The sequence below is a fragment of the Mucilaginibacter mallensis genome (genome assembly GCF_900105165.1).
In the GTDB taxonomy this organism is placed as follows: Bacteria; Bacteroidota; Bacteroidia; order Sphingobacteriales; family Sphingobacteriaceae; genus Mucilaginibacter; species Mucilaginibacter mallensis.
Genome location: NZ_LT629740.1, coordinates 5,310,018 through 5,328,388, shown reverse-complemented (window position 1 = coordinate 5,328,388; position 18,371 = coordinate 5,310,018). Strand labels below are relative to the sequence as shown.

The window sequence follows — 18,371 nt, the reverse complement described above, 5'->3', positions numbered from 1 at the left end:
ATCACGGTGCTACAACCGGCTTATTATCTGCATCAGTAATAAGCCTCACCTTTTCAACAAGCATAGTATATTTTACGCCAGGTTCACCGGGCACAACTATCGGCATGCGGTCAACATTAGATGTATTGGTTGTTGGCATGCGGTCATAAACAATCACCGCATTATTATCCAAACCCATAAACTGTGTTTTGCTGGCAGAATCAAGCTTAGGCTGATGCAGGGGACTTAGCAAAGGTGCATTATCAGGTTTTAAATAATTATTCAAGCCGCCCGATAATGGAACAAGCGGTTTAACCTGTAATAACTGCTGCGCTTTTGCCTGATTCAGGCCAGCAGCCAGCAGCACAATCATGATGATTTTTTTCATAACCATTTAATTATAACCACTAAATTAAACAATGGCGGCAAATAAAAGCGTTAAATCAGGTTAATTTTTACAAAGAGAAAAGCCAGCATTATACATGCTGGCTTTGGATATTTTAACGGATCTGGATTTTAAACCGCTGATCGCTAATTAACAATATTGTTCGAAAGCACCAATCAGGTTATCGGCAATCATTTGTGCCGGGCGACCTTCAATCTGGTGGCGTTCAATAATGTGAACCAGTTTACCGTCCTTAAATAAGGCCATAGCAGGTGATGACGGAGGATAAGGCAACATATAAGCACGTGCAGTATTAACGGCATCAGCTTCCATGCCTGCAAATACGGTTACCAGTTTATCAGGATGTTTAGCGCTTTGTGCAGCCATTTTTGCAGCAGGGCGTGCGTTAGCAGCAGCGCAACCACATACAGAATTTACCATTACAAACACAGTGCCTTCGCTTTCAATAGCCTTTTTTACAGCATCGGCGTCTTTCAGCTCTTCAAAACCAACATTGGTTAATTCAGCCCGCATGGGGGCAACTAAATATTCTGGGTACATAAATTTCTTATTAAAATTTGTTTGCAAAAATAACAAATGATTAGCAGTTAACGTTCAATTTTCAGAATAATAACAATTTGCTGACGCAAGCATATCCTTAGGTTAAACCATTTAGTTTAAATTATTAACGGGGAGGGCAAACTTTAAGTTCGTTTTAGGCGTACAAGGGTGCTGCTGAGGCAGATTCGGTGTTTTTTTAACTATTAAATGTTTATATTGCAGTCCCTAATTTTTATTTAAATGAAATTTAAGCCATCTGAGATTAGCACAGTAATCATTGTTGACAAGAAACGGGGCGGCACGAAAACATTACAGGTAAAAACAAAGCACATTAGTCGCCTTAAACATTATGGGGCAGGCATACTTGCTGTCATCATAGCTCTGACAGGAACTATTTTTTACCTTAGATCAGAGAATAAACAGCAGGAACAGGAAAAGCAGCAGCTTATGGCACAGGTAACTAAGCTTAAAGGCCAGATACCACCACCGGTTGCTCCTGTAAAACAAACAAATACTGCACAAACCTATATACAGGCTATTGAAGTCAAGCTCCAGACTATAAATTCATACCTTAAAAAACGCGGCCTGAAAGGCTTTTCGACCAAAGATATTGGCGGTAATGGCAACGCCGAAGAAAGCAAGCTTACTGACAATGAAAAATATTCATTGTACGATGAGTACTTAGATCGCTTATTGCATGCCGTGGCTTTTACCCCTATGGGTTACCCACGCATCAGCTCTTTAACATCTATTTTCGGCTACAGAAGCGATCCTTTTGATTCAGATCATGCGGAGTTTCATCCAGGCATTGATTTTAAGGGAGAAAAAGGCGATGAGGCCAAATGTACCGCTAATGGCAGGGTTGAATCAGCCGGCTGGTATGGTGGTTATGGTAACTGTGTGCGCATAATGCATGCTAATAATATTGAAACTTTATATGGTCACCTGTCGCGTATTACTGTAAAGGTAGGGCAGGAAGTAACCGCAGGGCAGAAAATTGGAGAGGTAGGCTCAACAGGCCGCTCAACCGGTACTCACCTGCATTACGAAATACGCAAAAACGGTAAACCGGTTAACCCGGTTAGTTATTTGTCCCTCAATAATTAAGAACCCTTAAAACCCCAATATCATATGTCAATCTTTTCAAAAAAAGATAAAGTTTCTCTTGATATGCAATCCATATCAACGCTGATTAGCGAAGGCTGTATTTTTGATGGCAACCTTAAAGCCCCAGCCTATGCCCGTATTGACGGACAAATAACTGGAGATGTAATGGTTGATGAAGGATTAATAATAGGTGAAAAAGGATCAATACAAGGGAATGTTATTACCAAGGAGATGGTTGTTTATGGTACTGTTAATGGCAACCTGCAGGTAAACTCGCTCGAGATAAAAGCTTCAGGCAAAATTAGCGGCGAAATACGGACCCAAACCCTTGAGGTTGAAAATGGCGCCGTTTACAACGGAAGCCTGTCAATGACACAAAACAACAAACTTGCCCAAAGCAACCAAACCGCTGCCAGCACAAAGGTTAAACCCAAGCTGATAGAAGTAGGATAGTTGGCAGTGGGGCAGTTTTCAGTTTGCATGTCTGTTAATTGGCAACTGCCCACTGAAAACTGCTAACTATTCCCCCGGTTTAAAAATACCGTCTTTAATATCTATTAAGAGCACTGAAATTACGCTTATGCCGGCCGCGGTGCCAATGGTGAGCAGCCAATCGGTAAAGGATAGCCTGAAAAACAGCAGATAAATAATACTGCCGTAATAGGGTGTCATACATATAGGACAGCCATAAATAGGTTTATACAAATGCCCCTCGGGTTTAAGTATCTTTTTAAAACTTTCAAATATCATCCCCTTCCAGGTGCAGGCATGAATAAATAAAACGATCATGGCTATTATAAACGCGTGGGTGATCATGAAGGTGTTTGTTATATAGTTTGCAATCTGTTAAAGCTCAATAGGGAGAATGGTTTTACGGAAAAAAGGTTTTGATTTTTGTTTGATATGGCCTGTTTAATGCTGTGGTATATACTGCAATTGCTTATCAATCCTTTTAATTATATTTACAAAAACCAATAGCAGCAATTTGTCATTATGTCATTACCCCGCGCGTTTTGTAACAACGGTATGTGATTTGTACTCTAATTTTTAAATCAACAATAAAAATCAATTTTAAAAAAGATGAAAAAGCTATTCACAGCAATATTAGTATTAGTGGCTGTTATGAATTTAAGTTCATGCAGTTATAATAGCATGGTGCAAATGGACGAAGACGTTAAAGCCAAATGGGGCGCAGTTGAGAGCCAGTACCAACGCCGTGCTGATTTGATACCCAACCTGGTTGCTACTGTAAAAGGTGTGGCCAATTTTGAAAAAAGCACGTTGGTTGATGTAACCGAGGCCCGCGCCAAAGCAACATCAATACAGGTTGATCCTACCAAACTTACACCCGAAACTATTCAGAAATTCCAGGCTGCGCAAGGCCAGTTAAGCACAGCTTTAGGCAGGCTGCTGGTAGCATCAGAAAACTATCCGGAATTAAAGGCTAATCAAAACTTCACCGCTTTACAGGCACAGCTTGAGGGTACAGAAAATCGTATTAATGTAGCCCGTTTAGATTTTAACTCATCTGTACAGGCTTATAACAGCAAGATCAGGTCGTTCCCGGCAAACATAACCGCTAAAATGTTCGGCTTTACCGAAAAAGGCTACTTCCAGGCAGAAGCAGGCGCTAATAAGGTGCCTACTGTGCAGTTCTAATAATTACTGAATGAGTGATTTGCTGAATGAGTGAATGTTTTCTTTATGCTCATTCAGTAAATCAATCGTTTAAAATCAATAATACAGTAAATCACTCATTCACTAATTACCAGCCATGGCAATATTTAACGAAGAAGAGCAACAGCGCATACGTACAGCCATTGAGGATGCTGAGAAGCATACATCGGGGCAGATACGTGTTTGCATTGAGAAAACCTGCAGCGAGAACGTGCTTGACCGTGCGGCAAAATACTTTCATAAGCTGGAGATGCACCAAACCAAGCACCGCAACGGTGTGCTGGTTTACCTGGCTACAGTCGATCGTAAATTTGCCATTATTGGCGATGCTGGGATTGATAAAGTAGTGCCGGCTGATTTTTGGGATAGCACTAAAGAGGATATGCTGCAGCACTTTAAACTGGGTAACCTGGTTGAAGGTATTGTGACCGGTTTGGCCATAGCGGGCGAGCAGTTGCAAAAATACTTTCCGCATAATGCTGATGATAATAACGAATTACCCGATGATATTGCCTTTATGGATGGCGAATAACCCAATTTTTTCTAACAGTAGGGTTTAAATTATTACGATTATGTTTAAGAAACTTACATTATTATTCGTTTTCCTGGTAGGTACGTTCGTGGCGTTTGCGCAAACTTATCCGCCAAAATCAAATACGCTGGTAACGGATTATACCAATACACTGTCAGAAGGCGATAAACAGCAGCTGGAAAGCAAATTGGTAGCTTTTGATGATTCTTCATCAACCCAGATAGCGGTTGTACTTATAAAATCAGTTGGTGATTATGATATTTCCGAATATGCCGTTGGCCTGGGCCGTAACTGGGGTATCGGTCAAAAAGGCAAGAACAATGGCCTGTTGATATTAGTTGCTGTAGATGACCATAAAGTAACCATACAAACGGGCTATGGCCTTGAGGGTGCCGTTCCTGACGCTATTACAAGCCAGATAATTGAAAATGACATAAAGCCCCACTTCAGGCACAATGATTACTATGGCGGGCTTGATGCGGCTACCAGCGACATTATTAAATACTCCAAAGGAGAATATAAGGCCGATAAAAAAGCACAGCACAAGGATAATGGCGGAGGTGGCGGCATCATTATCTTTATCATCATTATAGTTGTTATCCTCATCGTTGTATTCCGCGGTCGCGGTGGCGGCGGTGGTGGCGGGCAGATCATTGGTGGTCGTGGAGGCGCAAGCCCTTTCTGGTGGTTCCTGGCTGGTGATATACTGGGCAGCAGCGGTCGTGGTGGAGGCGGCTGGGGCGGCGGTGGCGGAGACTCCGGCGGCGGCGGTGGTGGTTTCGGCGGTTTTGGCGGCGGCAGCTTCGGCGGCGGCGGATCAAGCGGAAGCTGGTAGTTAGTGATTAGAGGTTGGTGATTAGTGATTAGTTGGTCTTTCGCATAATTAAAACACCAAATAGTTCATTAATTATTAAAAAAATCGCTAATTCGCTCATTCACTAAATCACTCATTTGCGCATGGATCTACGCTGGAAAATTCTTGATTCTCATTATGTACATAAAGGCCCATGGGCTACCTTACGAACTGATAAATGCGAAATGCCCGACGGGCGCATTGTTGACAGTTACTTTGTATTAGAATATCCCAACTGGGTAAATGGGGTAGCTATTACTGAAGATAATAAAGTGCTGATGGTGCGCCAGTACCGCCATGCGGCCGACATCGTATCACTTGAAATACCGGGTGGTGTTATTGATGGCGATGAGGCCCCTGAACATGCCATGCAGCGGGAGCTCTTGGAGGAAACAGGCTATCTGTTTGAAGATATTGAACTGCTAAGCATTGTTTACGCCAATCCGTCTACTGCTAATAATCATACTTATTGCTACCTGGCTAAAGGCGGTAAAAAGACGCAGGACCAAAATCTGGATGAACACGAAGAGCTGATTGTTGAAGAATACACCATACCCGAAGTAAAACAACTGCTTGTAGATAATAAAATACCACAGGCACTGCACTGCACAGGTTTGTTTTACGCGTTTATGAAGTTGGGGGTGTTGTAAGTATATGTCTCCGCTGCCTGTGCCCTCACAGGCAGTTATTTCCACGCGTCATTACGAGGTACGAAGCAATCCACGGCCGTGTAAAGTGTGTTGGCTGTCATGCTGAGCGCTAGTCGAAGCATGTGGGCAAAGGCCTCTACGCACATACTTCGACTAGCGCTCAGCATGACACCCTTCCATCATGTAATTGGAATCCGCTGGTTAGTGGAGCAACCTCGTCGCTTGCTGATTGAACGCGACGAGGTTGCTTCGTCGTTCCTCCTCGCAATGACATCAAAAGTATGGCGCAACAAAAAAAGCCCTGCAAATGCAAGGCTTTCCATATCTAAATCAAAATATCAGTTTACGACATCTTTAATTTCTTCTGTATATCAGCTACGTAGCCTTTGAACTTTTTGTCGGTATCAATTAAATCCTCAACGGTTTGGCAGGCGTATATCACGGTAGAGTGGTCGCGGCCGCCGAAGAAATGGCCTATTGATTTTAATGAACTTTTGGTATGCGCTTTAGCCAGGTACATAGATATTTGCCTTGCCTGAACAATTTCGCGTTTACGGGTTTGTGATTTCACCATCTCAATAGGTACTTCAAAGTACTCACAAACAAGGCTCTGGATGTATTCCATCGAGATCTCCTTGGATGAATTCTTTACAAAATTCTTCAGCATTTGCTTAGCCAGGTTCAGGTCAATCTCCTTACGGTTAAGGGTTGATTGTGCCAGTAATGATACCATGGCGCCTTCCAGCTCACGTACATTGTTATCAATGTTATGGGCCACATACTCAACTACATCGTTTGATAACTCAATACCATCCTGATAGATCTTGTTCTTAAGGATAGCCATACGGGTTTCCAGGTCGGGGATCTGCAGATCGGCAGAAAGGCCCCATTTAAACCTTGATAGTAAACGTTCCTCTAAACCAGCCAGATCCTTAGGTGCTTTATCTGATGTAATGATCAGCTGCCTGCCTGATTGGTGCAGGTGGTTAAATATGTGGAAGAAGAAATCCTGTGTTTTTTCTTTGCCGGCAAAGTTGTGCACATCATCCATAATGAGCACGTCAATAGCCTGATAAAAATTCACAAAATCATTAATGTTATTATGCTTAAGCGCGTCAACAAATTGTTGAGTGAACTTTTCGCATGATACATAGAGTACCAGTTTATCGGGCAGGGTTTGTTTTATCTGGTTGCCTATTGCTTGTGCAAGGTGTGTTTTACCTAAGCCAACACCACCGTATATCATTAAAGGGTTAAATGAAGTGCCACCCGGTTTGGCTGCTACCGCGTAGCCTGCCGAACGGGCTAAACGGTTACAATCACCTTCGATAAAGTTTTCGAAAGTGTAGTTACGGTTAAGCTGTGGGTCAACATTCAATTTTTTTAGTCCCGGTATAACAAAAGGGTTCTTAATATCCTTATTTATAGAAATAGGGATCGGCATCGATTGATTCTTAGATTCCGCGCCGTTTCCGTTTGAGGGCATATTTGTTGTATATGGTTTGCTTGTAGATTGTTCAACTACAATGTTATACTCTAAACGCCCTTCATCCCCTAATTGTTTTTTAATAGTTTTACGCAACAGGCCAACGTAGTGTTCTTCCAGCCATTCGTAAAAAAACAAACTTGGTACTTGTATAGTCAGAACACTGCCTTCCATCCTCAAAGCTTTTATCGGCTCAAACCAGGTTTTGAAGCTTTGTGCCGGTATGTTATCTTTTATTATCTGGAGACAGCTATTCCAAACGTTAGTACAAGTTTTTTCCATATAGATATATTATAAAAAGTTGATTTCCAACCCCCAATGAAACATCCTTAGAGGCCGCTACGGAACATCGAATATTCTAAAAAAAAGCGGATAAAAAAATTAAATTTTCACTTTTTTAACAATTAAATTTATGATATTTTAACGTAGACTTTACTAAAAGTTCAATATTAAAATGTACATTTCGTAACAAAAATCCCATTTGATTCGCTAAAAGAAATATTTCTTTTCATTCAACAGCTTTGCCGAAACCTCTGTAGCATTTACATCAATATATTACAATATTTAGGAATAAAGGTTTTTTAATATTCTCCAAAAATAGCGCGTAGGGTATTGGCTATTTCTCCCAGAGTAGCATAGTTTTCAACGGCAGTTAAAATATAAGGCATCAAATTCTCTTTGCCTTTAGCTGCGTTGCCAAGTTGTGAGAGTGCTTCGCTTACGGCCTGATTATTTCGTTCACTTTTTAGTTTGATTATTTTTTCGATCTGGTGTTTGCGTATGGAGTCATCAACCCGGAAAACATTGGTTGCTGTTTCTTCGGTTTGGGTAAAGCGGTTTACGCCAACCAGTATTTTTTCACCGCTTTCAATTTCATTCTGGTACTGGTAGGCAGCGCTTGCAATTTCTTGCTGCATATAATCCTGCTCAATGGCTTTTACCGATCCGCCCATGGCATCAATCTTATCTATATATATATAGGCGGCTTTTTCAAGCTCATCGGTTAAGGCCTCAATAAAGTACGAGCCCGCCAAAGGGTCAACCGTATCGGTAACGCCACTTTCAAAGGCGATGATCTGCTGGGTACGCAGGGCAATTTTGGCAGCGGCCTCAGTAGGTAACGATAATGCCTCGTCATAGCCATTGGTATGTAATGATTGTGTACCTCCCAACACAGCTGCCAATGCCTGGTTGCTTACCCGTACTATATTGTTCATGGGTTGCTGCGCCGTTAGGGTTGAACCACCTGTTTGCGTATGGAAACGTAGCTTTTGTGCGCCTAAATCAGTGGCGCCAAGCTCTTTGGTGATATGTGCCCACATACGCCTGGCGGCCCTGAACTTGGCTATCTCCTCAAAAAAATTATTATGGCAGTTAAAAAAGAACGATAACCGTTTAGCAAATACATTTATATCCAATCCCTTATCCAAAGCCGCCTTTAAATAGGTTTTGCCATTGGCCAGGGTAAAGGCTAGTTCCTGCACGGCGGTTGAGCCCGCCTCGCGAATGTGATAGCCTGAGATAGATATGGTGTTCCATTTAGGCACCTCCTTGCTGCAATACTCAAATACATCGGTTATAAGCCGCATGGATGGTGTAGGCGGATATATATAAGTACCGCGCGCGGCGTACTCCTTTAATATATCGTTTTGTATAGTGCCTGATAGTTGCTTAAGATCGGCCCCTTGTTTTTTTGCTAACGCGATGTACATAGCTAATAAGGTAGCCGCAGTAGCATTAATGGTCATGGAGGTGGTGATGTTTTTTAGCTCAATGCCATCAAACAATATCTCTATATCTTTTAATGAGTCGATAGCTACCCCAACCTTGCCTACTTCGCCTTCGGATAGTTCATGGTCTGAGTCGTAGCCTATCTGCGTAGGCAGATCAAAGGCAACGGATAAACCCATGGTGCCCTGACTGAGCAGGTAATGGTAGCGTTTGTTTGATTCCTCGGCGGTGGAGAACCCAGCATACTGGCGCATGGTCCAGGGTTTGCCGCGGTACATATCCTTTTGAATGCCACGTGTAAATGGAAACTCGCCCGGCAGTTCATTCATTTCAACTGGCCCGGTATATACTTCCTTTATTTCGATACCGGATGTGGTGGTTATCTTTTTATCGGACATGACTGGTTAAAATAATTGTTCCAGGTCCTGCCTGATCAGTTCGCTGCCAATTTCGTATGGGTTGTTCTCCATCTGGCTTAACTGTATTAAAATTGTGCGCCCCAGATCGAGGCCAGTAGCGTTTTCGGGCAGGTCCTTCATAGCAGCGCCTACTATATTCAAAGTGTCATCCTTAATGCGCTTGGCCACTCCCCAGGCCCTGCTGCTTACATATATTTGCTGGGTGATGTTATGCTGATACTCGTTGCGCACCTCGCTAACAACTACACTATGCAGATCGGCAGCGGTATAACCTGGTGAATTAAGGCGCACCAGCATATTTTCGGGGTTTATACGTTCTATAAATAATATAACACGCTCATAAGCCTGTAACCTTAATGGCAAGGTTTGGTTGGCGACAGATTTTTTAAATTCGAGCAGTTGTATGCGTTCTGATTTATCGAGGTAGGGTTTAATCAGGTAAAAGGCTATCCATACCACACCTAGGCCGGAAACAGTATATTTAAGAATATCTAATAAAAAGGGGTAATAAGCCATAAAATGAATGTTAGGCCGGGGTCATAAATAATCGGCTTGCAACAAAAATCTGCATTTTACATTATATTTGTGTAGTTAATTAAAAATAAGATGAGTACTGCTGTTGAAAACGCACCGGTTAGCTTTACTGAAGGCGCCGTAAAAGAACTTTATAAATTAAAAGATCAGCAAGAGATAGGTGAGGATTTTGGCTTGCGTGTTGGTGTTGAAGGCGGAGGCTGCTCAGGTATGAGTTATATTTTAGGCTTCGATCAGAAAAAGGACGGCGACCAGGAATATATTATTGATGGCATTAAAGTGTTTATGAACAAAGCTCATGGCCTGTACCTTGTTGGCATGCAGATCAATTATCAGGATGGTTTAAATGCCCGCGGCTTTACCTTTGAAAATCCTAACGCTGCCAGCACTTGCGGTTGCGGTACTTCGTTTTCGGTATAAGTAGTTGATATATTATTTGTTTTTTTTGTATAAAAAGTGTATATTTACTTTATAAGTTCAAATATTAACTGAACAAGTAATTTGGTATCGTTATTGTTCTTATCCCCTCTTTAATAAATCATCTTTTTCTTTAAAAAATTTATAATGGAAGTAATTAAGCTAGTAACCCGGGCAATGGGAAACATTTTAGGTTCTTACTTCAGTTCCGATATGGAAGTAATGAGTGAGGAAGCCCAAAAAATTTTTCAAATGACGAGGACAGGAAAAAATATATTGAAGCTGTCGAAAAATTAAAAAACTCTGATAGCACCGAAGAGACTATCATTCTTTCAACCCAAGAAAAAATAACTTTAGTATCTTAATATTTAGTGGAAAGTCAGTTCACGATAAGCAGTATAATAATTATTGTTTGGCTTATTTTCCCGGGTGTTGTTTTTAAACGATTTTACTATCAAGGCCAGTTCACAAAGCAATTTGGGGCTGGTCTTTTTGCTGATAGGTTAATTACAAGCATATTTTGGGGGATAATTGTTCAAATTGTTACTTTCCTAATTTTTAGCCGATCTTTTGGCTTCACGTTTACGGGCATAAAAGCTAAAGTCGGGTCAGTTTATGTAAATATTGTCAAAAACGAGATGCCCAATATTGCCTATGAACACTTAAAGTATATTCTTGGATATCTATTTTTTTTAGTGCTAATTGCGGCTATTTCGGGATACGTTTCCCATAAAGTTATAAGAATTTTTAAAATAGATGTCAAATTTGAAGTATTTAGATTTGCCAATCATTGGAATTATTATTTCAGGGGAGAAATTCTTTCAACCAGAGAATTTAAATCTTTAAAAAAGGGTAAATGGTTATCAACTATGGTAGACGTACTAATTGATGATTCTACTGAAAAAAGCAAAATGGTTTCGGGATTCTTAACACAATACACGATATCGGAGAAAACAGGCGAATTAGAAACTATATATTTAACTGGCGCTAAAAGATATTCCCAAACGTCAAATCAATTTAAAGTAATACCAGGAGACTGTATGATTATTCCATTTGATAAAATAATCGACATGAATTTGCGGTATACATTTCAAGCATTCAACAAAAATTTTCGAAAATATATAATTTTTAAAAATGCCATTTGGTTTTCATTAACTATTGGGCTGCTATTTTTTCTGATTATTCCATGGTATTTGGACGTTAATATTTTTTGTAAGCTTTTGGGAATTATCTCTGGATTCTTTAGCTGGGTGATATTTGTAATGATTGTTTCAAATCCATTCCAGCCTAACATAAGCATCAAATTCACTACGGAGAAGCTTTGGCCTTTATTGGTGACTATGGTGATTTTTTTGGTTATTACGCTTTTGTTGTTAGGGATTACACCATCTTTTGAGCAGATAAAACACATCTTTTAAGAGTTATTTCTATCCCGCCGCAGGCAAGCTCAGGTAAAACGTAGTGCCAATACCCAGTGCAGTTTCAAACCAAACCTTGCCGCCCGCGTTTTCAATGGAGTTTTTAACGAATGCAAGACCCAGGCCTGTACCCGAGCTTTTGGTGGTGAAGTTGGGCTCGAAGATCTTCTCGCGCATGTTTTCAGGGATGCCATTGCCGTTATCCTTTATACTGAGCAAAATGTTTTTGCTGGTGATCAGGTAGCTGATATCAATTTCACCAGATTTACCCTGTGGGGTGGCTTCAATAGCATTTTTTAACAGGTTATTAAAACAACGTAAAAGCTGATCCCGGTCGGCATTGATGTAGAACGGATCTTCAGGCGGCTGATATTGGATCTTGATATTATCAGCATGCACAAAAATGGTAACAGCCTGCCCAAGCATATCAAAAATGTTTATCCGCTCAATATGAGTATCCGGCATTTTAGCAAACGACGAAAATTCCGATGCGATTGACGATAAGCTCTCGATCTGCTCTACAAATGATTTGCTGAAACGCTCAAACTTTTGATCAAACTTAGGGTCCTTATCGCGCCATGATTTTTCGAGCAGTTGCAAGCCCAGTTTTAACGGGGTAAGCGGATTTTTAATTTCATGGGCAACCTGCTTGGCCATTTCGCGCCAGGCGCTTTCACGTTCGGATTGCGCTAGCTTTTGTGCACTGTTCTCCAGCGCCGCTATCATTTTATTATACTCGTTTACCAGCGAACCAATTTCATCATCGCGTTCCCACTTAATGGGCTCGTTTCTTTTGCCGTATATTATCTTGCTGAGATTAAGCTGCATAAAACTTAGTGGCGCGGTTATCTGCCGGGCAATAATTACTGCAAATAAACCTACTACTATAAAAATTAAGGCATATACGTTTATCATCACGTTCAGCAATGCAACAATACGGGCATTATAATCAGCCTCGTTCGAGAAATAGGGTAGTTGCAAATAGGCTACCGTTATCCTTTTTGAGTTGATGAGCGGGGCATAAACTGATTTATAGGCCAGGTCACCAACCATCTCATCGTTCACAAATTGTGATTTCTGGAGCTTATTCAGGTTGATATAAGCCTTGGCATTCATCCGTTTTGGCTGCAGTCCGAATTCGTAAATTTTGGGTTGCGTGGTAATTAACGGATAGCCGCTGCGGTTATACAGGATCAGATCGGTAGAGTAGGTGCTGGCCAGGTTATCAAACTCAACCTGACTTTCATCATTTATATCATTAATATACTTGTCAAAAAGCCCGTTCTCAAATGCAGTAGTTATACGGCTGATCTTGGTGCTGATCATGTTTTGCTGCTGCTCGTTATATTGGGTACTGATAGAGAAAAAGGTAATAAAGCCTACAAATACCAGTGTTATTACCACTGCCGCAATAATGGAGAACTGTATGCGCGTTTTATAAAGTATCCGTTCAAAATTTATGCGGAGTATCCACTTTAAACCATCACCGTTCACATTTAATATTCGTATACGGTTCCATAACCAGCGCGAGAAAATAACCACTATACTAAAAAACAGCAACAGTATAAAAAAGAAGGTAAGGGATGTTATACCGTAAAAAATAGGGTTATCCTCCTTGCTTACCACTATAAGTGTGCGATCGCCGGGCTTATATATTAAATGATTAAAGGAGATAAGGTTTTTATACCATTCCGAATAATCGCCTTTGGTAGTAACGGTGGTGTATTGTTTAAGTTTACCTTTAAAAGTGGTATTTACCAGGTCGTAATCAAAAACACCACTTTTACTTTGCAGCTTGTCGTCAATATAAAAAGCGTAGGAGTAATCTTTAAATTCATCATCCTGCTTTATGGAGCCATCTTTTAGCAAAGCAGGGAAAGAGCCCGCCGGTTGTAATGGTTTTGATCTTAATTCAACTACTATGGTACCTAATAGTTTTTTATCCTCTATTACCGGGAGTATGGCAAAATAGGTTTCAAAACCAAAGGAGTCGTTCTCGCGGTAAAAATAATCGGAAACCTTATAGGAGCTATAAAGTACAAGATCGCTAAATACACTCAGGGAATAATTTTTATCGGCTGTTATGGGTTGCCCATCGGTATTAAACTCATGAATGGCATAGGAATATTTGGATAAATATTCATCAAAATAAAGCTTTTGAAAACGGTTACGCAGGTTGCCATAGTACATTGTATCCTTAAAATACTTAACGATTTTCTGATCGCCGACTATTTGCTTCTCAATGTTTTTAAAAATATGATCGGCAGTAACATCATCCGGCTGTTCCAGCTTAAGCATAAGGGCTTTGCGGGTGTTGTCCTGCTTTATTGATTGAACATGCCTGTACCTTAAAAAGGCGATCAGTGAAAAAACAAAAACTATGGTAATAAAGGATGTGGCCGTAATGGCACCATTATTATATCGGTAGGCATAGCCCCGCATTAAAACAACTACAGCTGCAAAGACGTAAAATAAATTGAAATGCTGATGGTAGGTCATTTCGGCTGTAGCTAAAATAACACCGATGATGAGTATGGTTATTTTGTGTGAATCGGGTATGAGCAGCCTGGAGCAGATGGATAAAAAGGTTTCATTCAGCAGGTAAAATATCATGAACCCAAAGCACATTATGCCCAGGCCAAGCATACTGAACCTTGACAGACTGAATACATTGTATACGTCGAAATTTATTTTTGAATTGATAACCAACCCATAAAATAAGTTTAATAACAGGGATGAAACAACTAAAAGTACTGCAACGCAAATAATTAATATGACATAACCGGCAGTTTTGCCCGGTATGCCCTTTAATAACTTATTGCGCTGTTTATATAAAAACGTAGCAAACCACGATGCAAATAATATGTTGAGGCAAAAATCGCCCAGGGAAGCAAACCCATGCCCGGCTGTATATAGCACGGGTTTAAAAATATAAAGCTGGTAAACAAAATCGGGGAGGTGGTAGCGCAGGTTCAGGTAGCGGACAGCCACAATAAACAGCGCCATCGTAATCAATGATAATATAATGTAGCCCTGCGATGCAATGTATTTACAGATGGCCTGTATAAGTACACATAAGATGAAGAAGGTTAACAGCCATGATATCAGCTCGAAATAAAAGAAGCGGTGATTGATCATACCCGGCTTTAATTTTACCGAAAACAGGTATGAGTTATCAATACTGCTGTGTACGCCATAAACATTAGTATCAGTAAAATCGGCGAGTTCAATGTTATTATCTTCCGTCAGGTCTTTCTGAAACTTGTTTTGCAGGTATTCGTTCTGAAATGAATAGTTAACCTTTATCAGGATGAAGCAGATGGCCGAAAAATCACCATCGCTTTTTTTGATGGCCTCGTAATACCCGTTGGGTTCCCTGATAAATGAAACACCTTCTTTTATGTCCGAAGCTTTGCTTGGTACAACCTTTATCCCACTCCAATAAGTTAGGGTATCTTTATGGTAAGTGGTAAGCCATATACTTTTTTCCTTAGTGAAGTATTGCGCAGTATATAGCGCTTTATAAGGATAGCTTTGAATAGTTTTCAGGCTATTAAGACTATCCTTATTAAAAAGTATGGCGGTAACATAGGCCTCCTTATCATGAAGATTATCTTCAAGGGTTCTGGCTGTTTGATCGAGGTTTTTTACCGGCGTGTAGGTGCTTTGAACCACAATTGCAGTAAATAATAAACTGGCAAACAGCAGCGCTAACAGTAAACGTATTTTCCCGGATGTGCTCAAGTGTTTAGTTTCAACAAAGGATAAAATTTACATTCAAACACACATACGCAAAGTATGTTTTATTTTATTGTGGCAAAGCCGCGCTTTCTGTAGGTATTTGCCTGTCCACCTTTTTTACAAGGCCCTGCAATACACTACCCGGGCCAACTTCAGTAAATGAGGTGGCACCATCTTCCAGCATATGCTTTACGGTTTGTGTCCACCTTACGGGGCCGGTAAGTTGCGCTATTAAGTTATGTTTTATTTGTTGCGGATCGGTATAGGGTTTGGCATCAATATTTTGGTAGATAGGGCAAATAGGAGCCTTGATCTCGGTATGAACAATGGCATGCTCTAACTCAACACGGGCCGATTCCATCAAAGGTGAGTGGAACGCGCCGCCAACATTTAGCTTAAGCGCTCTTTTTGCGCCGGCAGCAGTCATTTTTTCGCAAGCCTCATCAATCCCGGCAATAGTACCCGAAATTACCAGCTGGCCCGGACAATTATAATTTGCTGGCACAACCACATTGCTTATGCGGTGACAGATATCTTCAACCGTAAAATCATCCAAACCTAAAATAGCCGCCATGGTTGATGGCTGTATCTCGCAGGCTTTTTGCATGGCATTGGCGCGTGCCGCAACCAAACGCAAACCATCCTCAAATGATAGAGCACCGGCTGAAACCAATGCTGAAAATTCGCCTAATGAGTGACCTGCAACCATCTCGGGTTTAAAATCATCACCTAAAACAGTGGCTAAAATAACCGAGTGCAGGAATATGGCCGGTTGGGTAACGTTGGTTTGTTTAAGGCCCTCGTCGGTGCCTTCAAACATAATTTCAGTAATACGGAAGCCTAAAATTTCATTGGCTTTCTCAAATAATTCACGGGCTTTGTCCGACTTTTCGTAAAGGTCTTTACCCATTCCAACAAACTGGGCACCCTGCCCCGGGAAAATATATGCTTTCATTGTTTTTTTTGGTGAGTGGTTGATTAGGTTTATTGAGTGAGTAGTTGATCTGGTGGTAAAAACTACTCACCCAATCAACCACTCACCACTTAACTTAACTTCGCTGCTATCAAATTTAAGAATTCTGTTCGGGTTCTGTCTTCTAAAAATTCGCCGGTAAAGGCTGAGGTGGTGGTTACCGAGTTTTGCTTTTGTACGCCGCGCATGCTCATGCACAAGTGGCGGCATTCAATTACCACGCCTACGCCAAGGGGCTGCAAGGTATCCTGTATGCAATCCCTTATTTCGTTGGTTAAACGCTCCTGTACCTGTAGGCGGCGGGCAAAGGCATCCACCACACGGGGTATTTTGCTTAGGCCAACCACATGCCCGTTGGGTATGTATGCGATGTGCGCCTTGCCAAAAAACGGCAGCATATGGTGCTCGCACATCGAGTATACTTCAATATCCTTTACTACAACCATCTGGCTGTAGTCTTCCTTAAACTTAGCCGAGTTTAGTATCGCCTGCGCATCCAGGTCGTAGCCATGGGTTAAAAAAAGCATCGCCTTGGCTATACGTTCCGGTGATTTTAACAGCCCTTCACGCTCAGGATTTTCGCCTATCTGCTTTAAAACATCATGATAATGTGTTGATAGGTTGGTGATCAGTTCGGGGTTATACCGGTCAATTTTTACATATCCTTCAATATCGTCATCGTCGTCACGATCAGGGATAGAGTGGTTATCAGTCATCTTTATAGGTTAGTCGCCGAAGTATTCAGCGGAGTTATTTTCAGTTTCGTATAACTTCACTGAATGCAGGAACACGCCGTCATAAGTCTCGATAGGGGCTTTCAGCTGGTTAAATATCTCGATACAAAGTAGCTCGGTTGATGCCATTTTGCCGGCCATAAATTCAACATCCTTATTGATATTCTTGTGGTCGAGCTTTTCGATAACGTAATCATTAATGATAATTTTCAGCTCTTTAAGATCGATCAAATAGCCCGTTGCGTGGGTAACCTGTCCCTTTACTGTTACAAAAAGGTTATAGTTATGGCCATGCCAGTTAGGGTTGGCACATTTGCCAAACACCTCATTGTTTTTCTCTGCGCTCCATTCCTCACGATACATTCTATGAGCGGCATTAAAATGCTCTTTGCGCGTAATATATATCATCATAATATTTGTGGGTGCAAATATACAAAACAAAAACAAGGCATATGTTTTATCTTAGCAACCAAAAAATAAATTGACAATGCGCGTATTAGTTGTAGCTGCTACTTTGTTTGAAGTCGAGAGTCTTAAGTCTGGAGTCTTAAGCCCTCAGTCTTCGGTCGAAAGTCAGACTCAAGACTCAGGATTCCAGACTATAGACTTTCTCATAACCGGCGCCGGTATGGTGGCTACCGCGTTTGCGATGGGGAAGCATTTGGCTGCAAATAAATATGACCTGGCTATAAACTTAGGTATCTGCGGCAGTTTTGATAAGGATATTGCTTTGGGCGATGTTTTAGAAATTGTTGAGGATGATCTGGCAGAGCTAGGCGCTGAGGATGATGAAGATTTTATCACTATCGATAAATTGGGTTTTGGAGAAAGCAGCTTTAGGGCCACGTATCAGCTGCCTGAAAAATTCAACCTGAAAAAAGTAAATGCAGTTACCGTAAATACAGTGCATGGCAATGATACATCAATAAAAAAATTAAGCGACCGTATGAATGCCCAGCTGGAAAGCATGGAAGGCGCGGCATTCTTTTATGCCTGCAGAGAGGCGGGTATACCAAGTTTGCAGATCAGGGCAGTGTCAAATTACGTAGAAAAACGCAATCGCGATGCCTGGCAGATAGGGCTGGCAATTAAAAATCTGAATACATTTGCTCTCGAGTTGGTTGATTGGTTGATTAGTGAATAGTTAAGTGGTTTTGCCAACTATTCACCACTC

The 18,371-nt window shown here is 41.1% G+C and carries 19 protein-coding genes; 9 read left to right on the top strand and 10 right to left on the bottom strand.

What is annotated here, in order from left to right; translation table 11 throughout:
• Window position 1 precedes the first annotated feature (1 nt).
• Window positions 2-367 carry a hypothetical protein gene (locus BLU33_RS21830; RefSeq protein WP_157682314.1) on the bottom strand — a complete coding sequence of 122 codons (366 nt, stop codon included), beginning with the start codon at window positions 365-367 and terminating at the stop codon, window positions 2-4.
• Window positions 368-514: 147 nt separating this feature from the next.
• Entirely contained in the window at window positions 515-925 is a 411-nt protein-coding gene (locus BLU33_RS21825; RefSeq protein WP_091378301.1) for a BrxA/BrxB family bacilliredoxin, read from the bottom strand.
• Window positions 926-1,165: 240 nt separating this feature from the next.
• Between BLU33_RS21825 and BLU33_RS21820 the strand changes: the two genes are divergently transcribed.
• On the top strand, window positions 1,166-2,032 hold the full coding sequence (locus BLU33_RS21820) for a M23 family metallopeptidase (RefSeq protein ID WP_091378298.1): 867 nt from the start codon (window positions 1,166-1,168) through the stop codon (window positions 2,030-2,032).
• A 24-nt stretch (window positions 2,033-2,056) separates the two neighbouring features.
• On the top strand, window positions 2,057-2,485 hold the full coding sequence (locus BLU33_RS21815; protein WP_091378295.1) for a bactofilin family protein: 429 nt from the start codon (window positions 2,057-2,059) through the stop codon (window positions 2,483-2,485).
• Window positions 2,486-2,551: 66 nt separating this feature from the next.
• Here the strand turns inward: BLU33_RS21815 and BLU33_RS21810 are convergent, their stop codons facing one another.
• A complete protein-coding gene (locus BLU33_RS21810; RefSeq protein ID WP_091378292.1) occupies window positions 2,552-2,848 on the bottom strand; it encodes a hypothetical protein in 297 nt (98 codons plus the stop codon).
• Window positions 2,849-3,112: 264 nt separating this feature from the next.
• On the opposite strand from BLU33_RS21810, the gene BLU33_RS21805 reads away from it, so the two are divergent.
• The 4 genes from BLU33_RS21805 to BLU33_RS21790 all read left to right on the top strand — a co-directional run bounded on the left by BLU33_RS21805 (window position 3,113) and on the right by BLU33_RS21790 (window position 5,744).
• Entirely contained in the window at window positions 3,113-3,691 is a 579-nt protein-coding gene (locus BLU33_RS21805; protein WP_091378289.1) for a LemA family protein, read from the top strand.
• Between the two features lie 115 nt (window positions 3,692-3,806).
• A complete protein-coding gene (locus BLU33_RS21800) occupies window positions 3,807-4,241 on the top strand; it encodes a TPM domain-containing protein (RefSeq protein WP_091378286.1) in 435 nt (144 codons plus the stop codon).
• 40 nt (window positions 4,242-4,281) lie between these two features.
• Window positions 4,282-5,076, top strand: a complete 795-nt coding sequence (locus tag BLU33_RS21795) for a TPM domain-containing protein (RefSeq protein ID WP_091378283.1) — start codon at window positions 4,282-4,284, stop codon at window positions 5,074-5,076.
• 122 nt (window positions 5,077-5,198) lie between these two features.
• Window positions 5,199-5,744, top strand: a complete 546-nt coding sequence (locus BLU33_RS21790) for an NUDIX hydrolase (protein WP_091378280.1) — start codon at window positions 5,199-5,201, stop codon at window positions 5,742-5,744.
• Window positions 5,745-6,087: 343 nt separating this feature from the next.
• Here BLU33_RS21790 and dnaA read toward each other — a convergent pair whose 3' ends face one another.
• From dnaA to BLU33_RS21775, 3 genes are all read right to left on the bottom strand, one after another.
• Window positions 6,088-7,512: a chromosomal replication initiator protein DnaA gene (dnaA, locus tag BLU33_RS21785; RefSeq protein WP_091378278.1), complete on the bottom strand. Its 1,425-nt coding sequence runs from the start codon at window positions 7,510-7,512 to the stop codon at window positions 6,088-6,090.
• Between the two features lie 299 nt (window positions 7,513-7,811).
• Window positions 7,812-9,359 carry an acyl-CoA mutase large subunit family protein gene (locus tag BLU33_RS21780; protein ID WP_091378276.1) on the bottom strand — a complete coding sequence of 516 codons (1,548 nt, stop codon included), beginning with the start codon at window positions 9,357-9,359 and terminating at the stop codon, window positions 7,812-7,814.
• A 6-nt stretch (window positions 9,360-9,365) separates the two neighbouring features.
• A complete protein-coding gene (locus tag BLU33_RS21775) occupies window positions 9,366-9,896 on the bottom strand; it encodes a DUF7935 family protein (RefSeq protein ID WP_091378271.1) in 531 nt (176 codons plus the stop codon).
• Window positions 9,897-9,986: 90 nt separating this feature from the next.
• Here BLU33_RS21775 and BLU33_RS21770 point away from each other — a divergent pair, with 90 nt between their 5' ends.
• Together BLU33_RS21770 and BLU33_RS21765 are read left to right on the top strand one after the other, a co-directional pair.
• Entirely contained in the window at window positions 9,987-10,334 is a 348-nt protein-coding gene (locus BLU33_RS21770) for a HesB/IscA family protein (RefSeq protein ID WP_091378268.1), read from the top strand.
• Between the two features lie 368 nt (window positions 10,335-10,702).
• A complete protein-coding gene (locus BLU33_RS21765) occupies window positions 10,703-11,749 on the top strand; it encodes a hypothetical protein (RefSeq protein ID WP_091378266.1) in 1,047 nt (348 codons plus the stop codon).
• A gap of 9 nt (window positions 11,750-11,758) precedes the next feature.
• Here the strand turns inward: BLU33_RS21765 and BLU33_RS21760 are convergent, their stop codons facing one another.
• From BLU33_RS21760 to BLU33_RS21745, 4 genes are all read right to left on the bottom strand, one after another.
• Complete coding sequence (locus tag BLU33_RS21760; RefSeq protein WP_091378263.1) at window positions 11,759-15,493, bottom strand: sensor histidine kinase; 3,735 nt, start codon at window positions 15,491-15,493, stop codon at window positions 11,759-11,761.
• 64 nt (window positions 15,494-15,557) lie between these two features.
• The gene (fabD, locus tag BLU33_RS21755) at window positions 15,558-16,445 is read right to left on the bottom strand and encodes an ACP S-malonyltransferase (RefSeq protein ID WP_091378260.1); all 888 of its coding nucleotides are present in this window, start codon (window positions 16,443-16,445) and stop codon (window positions 15,558-15,560) included.
• A gap of 89 nt (window positions 16,446-16,534) precedes the next feature.
• On the bottom strand, window positions 16,535-17,179 hold the full coding sequence (gene folE / locus BLU33_RS21750; RefSeq protein ID WP_091378256.1) for a GTP cyclohydrolase I FolE: 645 nt from the start codon (window positions 17,177-17,179) through the stop codon (window positions 16,535-16,537).
• Between the two features lie 9 nt (window positions 17,180-17,188).
• Window positions 17,189-17,605, bottom strand: coding sequence for a 6-pyruvoyl trahydropterin synthase family protein (locus BLU33_RS21745; RefSeq protein WP_091380893.1), 417 nt, complete (start codon window positions 17,603-17,605; stop codon window positions 17,189-17,191).
• 79 nt (window positions 17,606-17,684) lie between these two features.
• On the opposite strand from BLU33_RS21745, the gene mqnB reads away from it, so the two are divergent.
• Window positions 17,685-18,341: a futalosine hydrolase gene (mqnB, locus tag BLU33_RS21740; protein WP_091378253.1), complete on the top strand. Its 657-nt coding sequence runs from the start codon at window positions 17,685-17,687 to the stop codon at window positions 18,339-18,341.
• The last annotated feature ends 30 nt before the right edge of the window (window positions 18,342-18,371 follow it).

Coding starts and splice junctions, on each gene's coding strand:
- dnaA (WP_091378278.1), bottom strand. CDS start 7,512: ATGGAAAAAACTTGTACTAACGTTTGGAATAGCTGTCTCCAGATAATA.
- fabD (WP_091378260.1), bottom strand. CDS start 16,445: ATGAAAGCATATATTTTCCCGGGGCAGGGTGCCCAGTTTGTTGGAATG.
- BLU33_RS21770 (WP_091378268.1), top strand. CDS start 9,987: ATGAGTACTGCTGTTGAAAACGCACCGGTTAGCTTTACTGAAGGCGCC.
- BLU33_RS21810 (WP_091378292.1), bottom strand. CDS start 2,848: ATGATCACCCACGCGTTTATAATAGCCATGATCGTTTTATTTATTCAT.
- BLU33_RS21815 (WP_091378295.1), top strand. CDS start 2,057: ATGTCAATCTTTTCAAAAAAAGATAAAGTTTCTCTTGATATGCAATCC.
- BLU33_RS21795 (WP_091378283.1), top strand. CDS start 4,282: ATGTTTAAGAAACTTACATTATTATTCGTTTTCCTGGTAGGTACGTTC.
- BLU33_RS21780 (WP_091378276.1), bottom strand. CDS start 9,359: ATGTCCGATAAAAAGATAACCACCACATCCGGTATCGAAATAAAGGAA.
- BLU33_RS21825 (WP_091378301.1), bottom strand. CDS start 925: ATGTACCCAGAATATTTAGTTGCCCCCATGCGGGCTGAATTAACCAAT.
- BLU33_RS21800 (WP_091378286.1), top strand. CDS start 3,807: ATGGCAATATTTAACGAAGAAGAGCAACAGCGCATACGTACAGCCATT.
- BLU33_RS21820 (WP_091378298.1), top strand. CDS start 1,166: ATGAAATTTAAGCCATCTGAGATTAGCACAGTAATCATTGTTGACAAG.
- BLU33_RS21830 (WP_157682314.1), bottom strand. CDS start 367: ATGAAAAAAATCATCATGATTGTGCTGCTGGCTGCTGGCCTGAATCAG.
- BLU33_RS21790 (WP_091378280.1), top strand. CDS start 5,199: ATGGATCTACGCTGGAAAATTCTTGATTCTCATTATGTACATAAAGGC.
- BLU33_RS21745 (WP_091380893.1), bottom strand. CDS start 17,605: ATGATATATATTACGCGCAAAGAGCATTTTAATGCCGCTCATAGAATG.
- BLU33_RS21775 (WP_091378271.1), bottom strand. CDS start 9,896: ATGGCTTATTACCCCTTTTTATTAGATATTCTTAAATATACTGTTTCC.
- folE (WP_091378256.1), bottom strand. CDS start 17,179: ATGACTGATAACCACTCTATCCCTGATCGTGACGACGATGACGATATT.
- BLU33_RS21805 (WP_091378289.1), top strand. CDS start 3,113: ATGAAAAAGCTATTCACAGCAATATTAGTATTAGTGGCTGTTATGAAT.
- mqnB (WP_091378253.1), top strand. CDS start 17,685: ATGCGCGTATTAGTTGTAGCTGCTACTTTGTTTGAAGTCGAGAGTCTT.